The following is an 11,854-nucleotide window of genomic DNA, read 5'->3' as shown; positions in this document are numbered from 1 at the left end:
AAATCCCCGAAATTTATCGTCACAATGGAGAAAAAATGGAAAGAATATCAGACATTATAGAGTCGATTGCAAATGAGAAAAATTTAGAGATAGAAGATGTAAAAGAGCGTGTCATAAGAGCCTTGATAAACACTGCAAAAAGGGTTTATGGAGAAAATTATGAGTATGACGTGAGCATCGATGCAAATAAAAATTTAAAGCTTTATCAAAAAATTTCAATCGTAGCAAACGACGATGAGAGGCTTGCTGAAGACAATGAGCACTTTTTAAGCTTAAAAGAGGCTAAAAAGATAGATAGTGGCGTAGAGATCGGAGATGAGCTCACTTACGAGCTAAGCCTTGATAACCTTGGCAGAACAGCCGCCCAAACGCTTCACAAGGAGCTTGAGTATCACATCCAACGCCTAGTTGAAGAGAAAATTTTACAAAAATATAATGAGATGAGCGGTCACATGGTATTTGGTCCTGTTGTTAGGGTTGATAACGATGAAAACACCTTTATCGAGATAGATGAGCTTCGTGCTATATTGCCACGTAAAAACCGCATAAAAGGCGAGAAATTTAAAGTAGGCGACGTGGTAAAAGCGGTCATTAGAAAAGTTTTTACAGATAAAAATTTAGGCATAAAGGTCGAGCTTTCAAGGACTTCGCCTAAATTTCTTGAGGCGCTACTAACTTCAGAGGTGCCTGAGATAAAAGACGGCGGCATTATCATTCAAGGAAGTGCGAGGATACCTGGCGAAAGGGCAAAAGTAGCGCTCATCTCAACCACTCCAAATATCGATCCAGTCGGCGCAACGGTCGGCACGAAGGGCGTTAGGATAAATGCTGTAAGCAAAGAGCTTCATGGTGAGAGCATCGATGCGATCGAATACACCACCGAGCCAGCGATCTTGGTAGCTCGCGCTATGGCACCTGCGATCATCACATCTGTAAAGATCGAAGAAAACAAGGCGATCGTGACACTTGCGAGCGAGCAAAAGAGCAAAGCTATCGGCAAAAATGGTATAAATATCCGCCTTGCAAGCATGCTAACTGGCTATGAGATCGAGCTAAATGAGCTTGGCTCAAAAACTAGCAGCAGCGGCGAAAATGGAGAAATGGTTAAAGATCTAAAAGCACTCTTTGGAGATAACTAATGAAATTTAAAATAAGAAAAGCGACTGAGGGCGATATAGACGTGATCTGCGAGCTCGTAAGAGAGCTTGCTAGCTATGAAAAAATGAGCGATCAAGTCACTTTTACAAATGAAATTTTTGCAGACTCTATCTTTAATAAAAATCACGCAAAAGCCTTAGTCTGTGAAAGTGAGGGCAGGGTGGTAGGATATGCCATCTATTTTTACACGTTTTCTACATTTTTAGGGCTTGGCGGGATCTATCTTGAGGATATTTATGTCAAAAAAGAGTTTAGAGATCAAGGCATCGGCAAGGCTTTTTTTAAATTTCTAGCTCAAATTTGCAAGGATGAAAATTTAAAAAGGCTTGAGTGGTGCTGTCTAAACTGGAATGAGCCAAGTGTCAAATTTTATGAAAGCATGGGCGCTAAAAACCAATCTCTTGAGTGGAGAAACTACCGCTTAGACGGCGAAAATTTAGAAAAGCTAGTAAATTTATAGTTTCTAATAAAAGCTCAAATTTGCTTTGAAATTTGAGCTTGCTGGTGATTAAAATTTATATGTATATCCCATATAAAGACCGAGGTTTGTCTCTTTTATTTTTGCGTTATCATATTTTGCTATAGAGCGATATTTTGTTCTATCAGCCTTTAAACCAAACTCAACTGCATTGTTTTCATTAATAGAGTACTCAGCGCCGACTTTTGCTCCAAGTATCCAGCCGGTCGCGTTGCCTTTTTCAGATCCATCATGTGTGTCAAATACATCCATTTTTAGTTTTGAAAAACCAGTATAGCCACCAAGAACTAGTTTAATATCTTTTGCTACGCTTGGAGTGTAGTCAGCTCCAACTATAAATTTATGTGTATTCCATTTTACTACTGTGCCATCTTCGTTACCAAGTGACTTTTTGGCTTGAAAGTCATATATGTAAGCACCATAAACTCTAGCCACATCAAAGTCATAGCCAGCTTTTAGACCAAGACCTGGTTGTGCTTTTTTAATGCTATCTTTTGATCCATTACCTTTTTTTACTTTTAATTTTGATCCAAAAGAGTAGTCCCCTTCAACTCCTACAAAGGCTCCTTGTGCTAAAGCAGCTGCACTAACTAGGCTTAAACCTAAAGCAACCTTTAAAACTACATTTTTCATTTTTACTCCTTATTTAAAAAAATGTTACGCGACTATTTTAAGTTTTCTTATATTAAATAAAGTTTAAATATTCAATGAAATTAATAAAAAACATAAAATAATTCAATTGTTTTCTTATCAGAATAAAATTTATAAAATCACTCGAAAAAAGGAGTGTAAAGTGGCTAAGATGACAAAACGTGATATGGCTTATCATTTAGACGTTGATGTCGCAACGCTTTACAACTGGCGAAAACACAAACCAAACCTTTATCGTATCGTGATGCTTGGATTTAAATTTGACGAGCTTATCGAGCAGAGCAAAAAGACTTGCAACGAGCTTTGCGAATATGAAAATTTAATCAATCAAGACATAGAAAAATTTAGTAAATAATCGTAATCTTTCTTATAACTGCAAGTGCTTGAAAATTTAAAATTTATAAGATATTTTTGGCTAGATATTTTAAGTGAAGAAATTTGAGCTCAAAGCAAGCGCCTCAAGCTCAGTTAAATTTACTCGTTTAGGATAGAGAGAAGCTCTTTGTTGTCTTTTGTTTTTAGCATTTTTGCGTATAAGAATTTAAGCGCTTCGACGTCGTCCATTGTCGCGATCGCAGAGCGGATAGCCCAAATTTTTTGAAGCTCGTCAGGTTTTTGAAGTAGCTCTTCTTTTCTGGTGCCTGATTTTAGCACGTTGATAGCTGGGTAAATTCTGCGGTCTGAGATGTTGCGGTCAAGCACGATCTCGCTGTTTCCAGTGCCTTTAAACTCTTCAAATATCACTTCGTCCATACGTGAGCCAGTGTCGATAAGTGCGGTTGCGATGATGGTTAGTGAGCCGCCATGCTCGATGTTTCTAGCTGCGCCAAAGAAGCGTTTTGGTTTGTGAAGTGCGTTTGCGTCCACGCCGCCTGTTAGCACCTTGCCGCTTGGCGGGGTCACTGTGTTGTAGGCGCGTGCTAGACGGGTTATACTATCAAGCAAGATGATGACGTCTTTGCCCATCTCAACTAGACGTTTTGCCTTTTCGATGACTAGCTCTGCTACGCGGACGTGGTTAAGCGCTGGCAGGTCAAATGTCGAGCTAAATACCTCGCCTTTTACGCAGCGCTGCATGTCTGTAACTTCTTCTGGTCTCTCATCTACTAGAAGAACCATTAGCTGGGCTTCTGGGTGGTTTTTGGCGATGCCGTGAGCTAGCTCTTTCATAAGCTCTGTTTTACCACTTCTTGGAGGTGCGACGATGAGACCACGCTGACCCTTGCCAATAGGCGTGAAAAGGTCAAGCACACGGCCCGTTAGCTTCATCGGATCATACTCTAAATTTAGCTTTTCAGTTGGGAAAAGTGGGGTTAGGTTGTCAAAAAGTGGTCTCTCTTTTGCATCTGCTAGAGGCATGTAGTTTACCGCTTCGATCTTTAAAAGGGCGTAGTATTTTTCTTGATCTTTTGGCTCTCTTACTTGGCCGGTGATGATGTCGCCCACACGAAGTGCAAATTTGCGGATCTGAGAGTTTGAAACATAAGCGTCGTTTGAGCTATCGCTTAAATTTGCATCAACAGCCCTTAAAAAGCCGTAGCCCTCGTTTGTGATCTCTAAAATTCCAGTAAATAGTATAAATCCGCCTTGTTTTGTCTGGGTTTTTAGTATCTCAAATATCAAATCCTGCCTACGAAATTCGCGTGGATTTTCGACGCCAACGCCATTTGCGATCTGCACTAGTTCGTCTAAGCTAAGCGTTCTTAGCTCTTCGATCTTGTGTCCATCGACTGGTACGTGGGTTCTTGATGCTTGATGTTTTTTTGTAGTTTTTGTGCTTTGAGCAGCACTTTGCTCGGTTTGGTTATTGTTTTCCATTTTTCCTCTTTAAATGCGGGGATAAGATTGCAGAATTCTGGGCTTCAAAAGTTTTTTGAAAGTTTTGGCATTTTATAAAAATAAAACTTTGTTGTCAAGAAATGCCACGACCAAAGTCGCTAAAATAGGCAAATTTGCAGGCATAGTGACCTGCAAATTTAAATTTAATGCTCGCTTTTTAGCCCAGCGCCACACATCGAGATGATGCTTTTGCCCTCAAGCTCGTGCGATTTTACGTAGCTTGCGTATGCCGCGTAGATGGCTGCTGTGGTGTGCTCGACGTAAAAGCCACGGCTTGCTAGGAAATTTCTAGCTGGCTCAATATCATCTTCTTTTATCGTGATTACTTCGCGCTCGCCAGCGTAGTTGCTAGCTAAAATTTCAGCGCCACGAGCAGGTTTTGCGATCGCTATGCCCTCAGCCAAAGTTGGCTCTGCCTTTATCGCAACTGGCTCGCTTGTTGCCCCCAAAAATGGCGCGCACTTCTCGCTTTGAACGATGAAAATTTTAGGCAGTTTTTTGATCACTCCAGCATCATATAGCTCTTTTAGCGCTATCTCGCAGCCAAGTAACAAGGTGCCGTTGCCAACTGGCAAAAAGAGATTTTCAGGGACAAAGCCAAGCTGCTCGTAAATTTCATATATATATGTTTTAGTGCCTTGGTAAAAAAGCGGGTTAAATACGTGGTTTGCGTAAAAAATTCCCTCATCTTTTGCCCTTTTTCTGCAAGCATCTGCCGTCTCGTCGCGTGTGCCGTCAAAGACAACCGCCTTTGCGCCGTAGTACTCAAGCATCTTTATTTTTTTCTCGCTTGTGCCTTTTGGGACGTAAATTTCACACTCTATCCCAGCTCTTGCAGCGTAGGCAGCGACCGAGTTTCCAGCGTTTCCGCTGCTATCTTGCAAGATCTTCTTGATGCCATGAGTTTTGCAAAACCAAATAAGCATCACCGCACCTCTATCTTTAAAGGAGAGCGTTGGCATCGCATAGTCCATTTTAAGATAGAGTGAGTCATCAAATTTCACGCTCTTTGTTAGCCCTTCGTCAAGGCTTATGTCGCGCCAAAGATCGTTTTTGATAGGGAAAAACTCGCGGTATCTAAAGAGGCTAAACTCGTGCTGGTCGATCAAATTTAGATCAAATTTGACTGGTTTAAACTCCATATCATAAAGCCCGCCACACTCGCACGCAAATATAGGTGTCTCAAAATCTGCACTCTTGCCGCACTTTGAGCAGATAAATTTAGGCATTGTTGCTCCTTTTAAAATTTTCTATCAAGTATCGCTGTGGCTTCGATCTCTAGCAGGCAGCCAAAGTGAAGTTTGTTTGTCGGCACTACGACACGAGCTGGCTTATGCTCGCCAAAAAAAAGCGCATACTCATCATCTATCTCGTCCCAAAAGTCGATATCTGGCGTATAGATGCGGCACATCAAGATGTCATTTCTTGTCGCATTTGCTAGTTTTAGCACGTTATCAAGGTTTTTTAAAGCCTGCCTTGTTTGCGCCTTTAGCCCTTCTGGTATCTGCCTAGTCTCTGGGTCCATACTAAGCTGTCCTGAGATGTAGAGGATGCCGTTGTGTTCGGTCGCTAACGAGTAGTGAGCCTTTTTCTTTTTTGAAATTTCAGTCTCATAAATTTTCATATTTTCTCCTTAAAAATTTAAAGAATTATAGATAAAAAATTATTTTTTCTACTTAAATTTCACAAATTTTCATAAAAAATTATATTTTTTCTTATCGAAAATTTAAAAATATTTTGGCTAAACTACTCGGTAAAAAAACAAAAGGCGCCTTATGCACCATATATTAAAGGCTTTTATCCCAACGGCAAATCTCATACAAAAAAGCTCGCCATTTGCCTGCGAAGTCGTACTGCACGATCTCTCACACCCGCAGCGCTCAGTCGTCTACGTAGCTGGCGACGTTACTGGCAGAAAGGTCGGACAAAGCTTTGATCACCTCGTAAGCGAGGTCTTAAATAGTAAAAATTTCAAAGAGGACTACGTGGCGAACTACTTTTTTACCAAGGATGAAAAGCTTGTGAAGTCCTCAACTGCATTTATCAGAGACGAGCACGGTGAGATCATAGGGGCGATATGCGTAAATGTTGATGCAAGCGTGGCAAAGAGCCTTTTTGAAGTGGCTGGGAATTTCTTAAAAACAAGTGAAAATGAGCTAGATAGCGAGCAAAATGACGACGTGATGCAGATAGTTTTAAATTTGATCGACAAGATCATCGCTAAAAACGAGGGCAAGAAGCTTAAAAAAGAGCAAAAGCTAGAACTCGTTGGCTTTATGAATGAAAAGGGCATTTTTAACATAAAAGGCGCTATCGAGGTCGTGGCAGCCAAGCTAAATGTCTCAAAGATCACGATATATGGCTATTTAGACCAGCTTAAAAAGAAGCGTCCGTGAAGTGTAGGTGCTCTCACTGCAAGCAAAGCTTTGATGAAAGCGCGATGATAGAGGCTAGTGGCGGGCTTAAGTTTTGTTGCGCTGGCTGCAAAGGCGTCTATGAAATTTTAAATGAAAGTGGACTTGGCGAGTTTTACGTGAGGCTTGGCAAAAACACGCTAAATCCTGCAAGTAGCGGCGCAAATGTCAAAAATTTAGCGGCAAATTTTAGTGAGCTAGTGACAAAAGAGGGCGAGTTTTCTAAAATTTCGCTTCTAATCGACGGCATAACCTGCTCAGCGTGCATCTGGCTACTTGAAAAGGCACTTTTTAGCCTACCTGGCATCTTGGAGGTAAATATCAACTCGCTTAGCCAAAAGGCGGTCATCATTTACGATGAGCAAGAGCTTTTGGTGGAGCAGATAATCGAGAAAATTTACGCCGTTGGCTACACTCCAAAGGCCTACGCGGCGAGCCAAAAAGAGGACGAACTAGTCAAAAAAAGGCGAAATTTCTACGCAAAAGCGCTTGTTGGCGTCTTTGCCACGATGAATATCATGTGGCTGGCGATAGCGCAGTATGGCGGCTACTTTAGCGGTATCAGAAGCGACGTGAAGGACCTACTAAGCTTCGCGCAGTTTGTGCTGGCAACGCCTGTGCTTTTCTACACCGGCAGCGAGTTTTTTAAAGGGGCAAAAATAGCCATTAAAAACGCCTCGCCAAATATGGACCTGCTCGTCATCACGGGGGCTAGCATAACCTATATCTACTCTATTTTTGCGATGCTTGCAAGAAGCGGCGAGAGTTATTTTGACTCGGTTGCGATGATCATAACCTTTGTTTTTATCGGTAAATTTTTAGAAATTTTAGGCAAGAAAAAGGCGCTTGAGACCTCAAATTTCTTAAGCGACATGTTGCTTGCAAAGGTCTGTGTTTTAGAGGATGGCAAGGACATTTTAAAAGAGCCAAAAGATGTAAATTTAAGCGAAAAGATCGTGCTAAGAGCTGGCGAGAGGGCACTGCTTGATGGGGTGGTGCTTAGCGGTGAGGCGAGCGTGGATAGCTCAAGCTTAACAGGCGAAAGTTTGCCACTTTTGCTAGGCTCTGGCGGCGAGGTCAAAAGTGGCGTCGTTTGTCTAAACGGGCAGATCGTCTATGAAGCAAGGCAAATTTTTAAAAACTCATATCTTAATAAGCTTATAAATTTACTCCAAAACGCAGAGCTAAAAAAGCCAAATATCGAGCTAGCAGTCAATAAAATCGCCTCGAAATTCTCTCTTAGCGTGCTAACTCTAGCGTTTTTTACATTTTGGTTTTGGTACTTTAAATTTAGCTTTTCAGAAGCGATGGTGACAGCCGTGAGCGTCATCGTGATCGCCTGCCCTTGCGCGCTTGCTCTTGCCACGCCAGTTAGCAACGTTTGCGCCCTTGGGGTGGCCTTTAAAAACAAGGTGCTTTTTAAGGAGGCTAAATTTTTTGAAAGCCTTGCAAAGTGCGACGTGGCGGTCTTTGACAAGACTGGGACGCTTACAAAAGCTAAATTTGAAGTTGGCGAGTTTTTTATAAAAGAGGGCGTGAGTATTGATAAAATTTACTCGCTTTGCCTCATCTCAAACCACCAAATAAGCGTGGCGGTGGCTGAGTTTTTAAAGCAAAAAGGCGCAAAAAAAGTTGAGCTTGAAAATGCAAATTTAAGCGTAGCAAAGGGAGTTAGTGCTGATATTATGGGCGAGCGTTTTGTGGCTGGGAGCAAGCGCTTTTTGGCTGAAAATGGGGTGAAATTTGATGAGAGCGAAGAAAATGTGAGCTTTTTTGTGGCCAAGCAGGGCGAGCTGGTGGCTAAATTTTACCTAAAAGATAGCGTAAAGTCCGAGGCAAAGGCACTTATAGAGGAGCTAAAGAGCGCTGGCATGAAAGTGTGTATCCTAAGTGGCGACGTGCAAAATGTGGTAAAAAACGTGGCAGATGAGCTTGGGGTGAGTGAGTTTAGAGCAGGGATGTTGCCTGATGAGAAGGCTAAATTTATAAGCGAGCTAAAGCAGCAGGGCAAAAACGTGCTGATGGTAGGCGACGGCATAAACGACGCAGCTGCGCTTAGCCTCGCTCACGTGGCCATTTGCATGGGAAGTGGCGCGGCGGTGAGCTTAGAAAAAAGCGATGTGGTGCTACTTGATGATAGCCTTCAAAGCCTTGCAAAAGCGGTGAAAATTTCAAAATTTACCTATAAAACGATAAAGCAAAATTTACTCTTTTGCCTGCTTTATAACGCCCTTAGCCTGCCATTTGCTGTCTGTGGCTACGTCATGCCGCTATTTGCCGCGCTTTTTATGTCGGCAAGCTCGCTTAGCGTCATACTAAACTCGCTTTTTATAGTTAGAAAATTTAAGGACAAATAGTGGATACAACGACTCTTGCGATGCTTGTTTTGGTCTCTGTTTTGATGGGGGCGGCCTTGCTTTTTGGCGTGCTTTGGGGGATAAAAAATAGGCAGTTTGAAGACTACCGCAAATTTTTAGACGGAGCAAATTTAGACGACGAAGATGCGCTAAATGAAGCCTACCAGCTCGAACTTCGCAAAAAAGAGGCGCTAAAAAAGAGGCTAGAAGCTAGCAAAAAGGAGCATGAAGGCAAGGGCGAGCATGACGAGGCCGACAAAAAACTCTAAAATTTTCCAAGAGATGGGCTTTGCAAAAATGGGCGCTAAAAACCTAGCCAGATAGCCAAGTGCGAAGAAAAAACAAAACGAGGCAAGACTAGCTCCCACGCCAAATATCAAATTTTCATCTTTAAATTTAGTAGAAACCGAGCCTATTAGGATCATCGTGTCAAGATAGACGTGAGGATTTAGCCAAGTAAAAGCAAGCGTTAAAAGGATGTTTTTCTTTAAATTTGATCTGGCATAATCGCTGCTAGTCTCCATGCGAAGATCCTTGAAAAAGCACGCGTGAAAGCTCTTTAGCGCGTAAAATAGCAAAAATAAAAAGCCGCCATATAGGGCGATTTGCTTGATGATGGGGAAGTTTTGCACGAGGCTGCCAAGCCCAAAAACTCCCGCAAAGATCAAGACAGCGTCGCTAATAGCGCAAATAAGGCAGATGATAAAGATATTTTCTCTTTTGATGCCCTGTTTTAGCACAAATGCGTTTTGTGCGCCGATAGCTAAAATGAGCGATAAAGAGGTGAAAAATCCAGATATAAATGCTTGCAAATTTATCCTTATCGCCAAAGTTTTGCTTAAATTTAGCAAAATTTAACTTTATCATAACCATAAATTTATGCCTTTTTTTATAAAATCAGCAAATTAAAATTGCAAAAAGGAAAGCAGTTGCAAGCACTAGCCCTAAAATATCGACCAAAAAATTTTGACGAGCTCATCGGACAAGAAGCCGTAAGCAAGAGCCTAACCCATGCACTTGACGAAAACAGAGTGAGTCATGCCTATTTGTTTTCAGGCCTTAGGGGAAGCGGCAAGACATCGAGTGCTAGGATATTTGCAAAGGCTTTGGTCTGCGAAAAGGGGCCAACTTCTAGGCCTTGTGAGGCCTGTGCGCAGTGCGTGATGGCAAACGAGTCGCGTCACATGGACATCATCGAGATGGACGCAGCTAGCCACAGAAAGATCGACGATATAAGAGAGCTCATCGAACAGACAAAGTACGCTCCTACGGCTGCTAGATATAAAATTTTCATCATCGACGAAGTGCATATGCTAACAAAAGAGGCGTTTAATGCCCTTCTTAAAACGCTTGAAGAGCCGCCAAGCTATGTTAAATTTATCCTAGCGACGACTGACCCTTTGAAGCTTCCAACGACGGTGCTTTCAAGGACGCAGCATTTTAGATTTAAGCAAATAAGCAGATATGAAATCGTAAAACACCTTGAATTTATCCTTAGCAAAGAGGGCGTGAGCTACGAGAGGGAGGCGCTTGAGATACTTGCAAGAAGCGGCGGCGGCTCGCTGAGAGATACGCTAACGCTGCTTGATCAAGCTATCATTTATGGCGCTGGTAATATCACAAAATCAAGCGTGGCAGCGATGCTCGGACTTCTTGATCCAAGTAGGATCGAGCAGATCATCGAGCACGTCGCAAATGCCGATAAAAACGCCATAAGAGTGCTAGTAACCGAGCTTGAGACCTATGAGCCAGAGATGATCATAGATGAAATTTTGGCAAATTTAAAGCAGAGATTTTTAGACAATGACCCAAAATTTTCACTTCTTATATATGAGAGATTTTTTAGGATTTTGGCGCAGGCAAAGTCGATGTTAAGCGTATCAAGCGACAATGGCTTTGTGCTGATGCTTATGCTTTTTATGATGATAGAGGCGCTAAATTTACAAAATATCGATGAAGCCATAAAGCTTGCTAAGAGCGAAGCTAGCGTGGCTATAGAGCCAAAAGCTGGCGTGAGTGAGCAAATTTTAGCCCTAAAAGAGGCACCAAAGTCGCCATACGAGCAGTTTGTGGCAAAAATTTATGATAGAAGCTTTGAGCTTGGAGAAATTTTTAAAAATCATATAAGTTTTAGCTTTTTAAATGAAAATGAGCTTGGCTTAGTCGTCAATGCAACTGGCGATGAGCTGGCATTTTTCAAAAAAAGCTGGGGCGTAATGCATGAAATTTTACATACAATTTTTGGTAAAAAAATAAAGATCGTAAATGCTAAAACTCAAATTCCTGCCGCAAAGTCTGAGCCTCAAACTAAGCCACAAGAGCCACAGGATAAATATAGCTACCTTGACGAGGAGATCGCTAAGATAAAGGCTAGGCAGCAAGACGAGCAAAAAGATGAGCCAGCAAGCAAGCCCGACGTAGCGCCTGAAACTAGGGAAAATGCGCTAGCTCGGCCGCAAAATGACTTTGCAAAAGAGCTGATGTCGCTAAGTCAGAGCAAGAGCCCAGAAGAGCTTAAAAAGCAAAGAGAAGAGGGCGTGATAAAAGAAGCAAATAGGCTCTTTGGACAGCCTGAAGTGCAAAATAGCTAGGGATTTGACTCTTTTGTAAATTTGCTTTATTTAGCGCTTTAAATTTGACTTTTCTGGCGTAAATTTTTAAATAAAAGTGGTCAAATTTAGCTTTTAATAAATTTATCTGCTGCTATCCTGACTAAATAAAATCTCAAATTTATATTGCAAATTTAAAAGAGCTGTCTTTTTAAATTTAACCTTTTAATGAGGCGATAAATTTAAAACCCTGGCAAATTTACTCCCTGTTTGCTTTTTAAGCTCTTCTGGGCTCTTGCTCTGACTTAGCGACATCAGCTCTTTTGCAAAGTCATTTTGCGGCCGAGCTAGCGCATTTTCCCTAGTTTCAGGCGCTACGTCGGGCTTGCTTGCTGGCTCATCTTTTTG

General features: G+C 41.8%; 13 protein-coding genes. 7 read left to right on the top strand and 6 right to left on the bottom strand.

What is annotated here, in order from left to right:
* The first annotated feature begins 35 nt into the window (after positions 1–35).
* Positions 36–1,139 carry a transcription termination factor NusA gene (nusA, locus tag F3G91_RS02145; protein WP_012139939.1) on the top strand — a complete coding sequence of 368 codons (1,104 nt, stop codon included), beginning with the start codon at positions 36–38 and terminating at the stop codon, positions 1,137–1,139.
* Positions 1,139–1,618, top strand: a complete 480-nt coding sequence (locus F3G91_RS02140) for a GNAT family N-acetyltransferase (protein ID WP_103599372.1) — start codon at positions 1,139–1,141, stop codon at positions 1,616–1,618. Before nusA ends, F3G91_RS02140 begins: the two co-directional genes overlap by 1 nt.
* A gap of 48 nt (positions 1,619–1,666) precedes the next feature.
* Here the strand turns inward: F3G91_RS02140 and F3G91_RS02135 are convergent, their stop codons facing one another.
* A complete protein-coding gene (locus tag F3G91_RS02135; RefSeq protein WP_149700544.1) occupies positions 1,667–2,269 on the bottom strand; it encodes an outer membrane beta-barrel protein in 603 nt (200 codons plus the stop codon).
* Positions 2,270–2,429: 160 nt separating this feature from the next.
* On the opposite strand from F3G91_RS02135, the gene F3G91_RS02130 reads away from it, so the two are divergent.
* On the top strand, positions 2,430–2,642 hold the full coding sequence (locus tag F3G91_RS02130; RefSeq protein ID WP_002941953.1) for a transcriptional regulator: 213 nt from the start codon (positions 2,430–2,432) through the stop codon (positions 2,640–2,642).
* Positions 2,643–2,761: 119 nt separating this feature from the next.
* On the opposite strand, the gene rho is transcribed toward F3G91_RS02130, so the two are convergent.
* The 3 genes from rho to F3G91_RS02115 form a co-directional block, all read right to left on the bottom strand.
* Positions 2,762–4,105, bottom strand: coding sequence for a transcription termination factor Rho (rho, locus tag F3G91_RS02125; RefSeq protein WP_021092197.1), 1,344 nt, complete (start codon positions 4,103–4,105; stop codon positions 2,762–2,764).
* A 164-nt stretch (positions 4,106–4,269) separates the two neighbouring features.
* Positions 4,270–5,355 carry a pyridoxal-phosphate dependent enzyme gene (locus tag F3G91_RS02120; protein ID WP_149700543.1) on the bottom strand — a complete coding sequence of 362 codons (1,086 nt, stop codon included), beginning with the start codon at positions 5,353–5,355 and terminating at the stop codon, positions 4,270–4,272.
* Between the two features lie 11 nt (positions 5,356–5,366).
* Complete coding sequence (locus F3G91_RS02115; protein WP_103567345.1) at positions 5,367–5,750, bottom strand: RidA family protein; 384 nt, start codon at positions 5,748–5,750, stop codon at positions 5,367–5,369.
* A 151-nt stretch (positions 5,751–5,901) separates the two neighbouring features.
* Here F3G91_RS02115 and F3G91_RS02110 point away from each other — a divergent pair, with 151 nt between their 5' ends.
* Genes F3G91_RS02110 through ccoS form a run of 3 tightly spaced genes read left to right on the top strand, consistent with a single transcriptional unit; the run spans position 5,902 to position 9,166 of the window.
* On the top strand, positions 5,902–6,522 hold the full coding sequence (locus F3G91_RS02110) for a helix-turn-helix transcriptional regulator (RefSeq protein WP_149700542.1): 621 nt from the start codon (positions 5,902–5,904) through the stop codon (positions 6,520–6,522).
* Positions 6,519–8,897, top strand: coding sequence for a heavy metal translocating P-type ATPase (locus tag F3G91_RS02105; protein WP_149700541.1), 2,379 nt, complete (start codon positions 6,519–6,521; stop codon positions 8,895–8,897). Before F3G91_RS02110 ends, F3G91_RS02105 begins: the two co-directional genes overlap by 4 nt.
* A complete protein-coding gene (gene ccoS / locus F3G91_RS02100) occupies positions 8,897–9,166 on the top strand; it encodes a cbb3-type cytochrome oxidase assembly protein CcoS (RefSeq protein ID WP_149700540.1) in 270 nt (89 codons plus the stop codon). Before F3G91_RS02105 ends, ccoS begins: the two co-directional genes overlap by 1 nt.
* On the opposite strand, the gene F3G91_RS02095 is transcribed toward ccoS, so the two are convergent.
* A complete protein-coding gene (locus tag F3G91_RS02095; RefSeq protein ID WP_223227799.1) occupies positions 9,101–9,709 on the bottom strand; it encodes a LysE/ArgO family amino acid transporter in 609 nt (202 codons plus the stop codon). The two genes, ccoS and F3G91_RS02095, sit on opposite strands and share 66 nt — an antisense overlap.
* Before the next feature lie 117 nt (positions 9,710–9,826).
* Here F3G91_RS02095 and F3G91_RS02090 point away from each other — a divergent pair, with 117 nt between their 5' ends.
* Positions 9,827–11,488, top strand: a complete 1,662-nt coding sequence (locus F3G91_RS02090; RefSeq protein WP_149700538.1) for a DNA polymerase III subunit gamma/tau — start codon at positions 9,827–9,829, stop codon at positions 11,486–11,488.
* A 183-nt stretch (positions 11,489–11,671) separates the two neighbouring features.
* Here the strand turns inward: F3G91_RS02090 and F3G91_RS02085 are convergent.
* Positions 11,672–11,854 (bottom strand): hypothetical protein (locus tag F3G91_RS02085; RefSeq protein ID WP_149700985.1); only part of this gene is annotated, 183 nt, incomplete at its 5' end.

The sequence above is a fragment of the Campylobacter concisus genome, from assembly GCF_902460715.1.
GTDB lineage: Bacteria > Campylobacterota > Campylobacteria > Campylobacterales > Campylobacteraceae > Campylobacter_A > Campylobacter_A concisus_AK.
The sequence above is the reverse complement of the archived record's forward strand: the minus strand, read 5'-3'. Positions and strand labels throughout refer to the sequence as shown.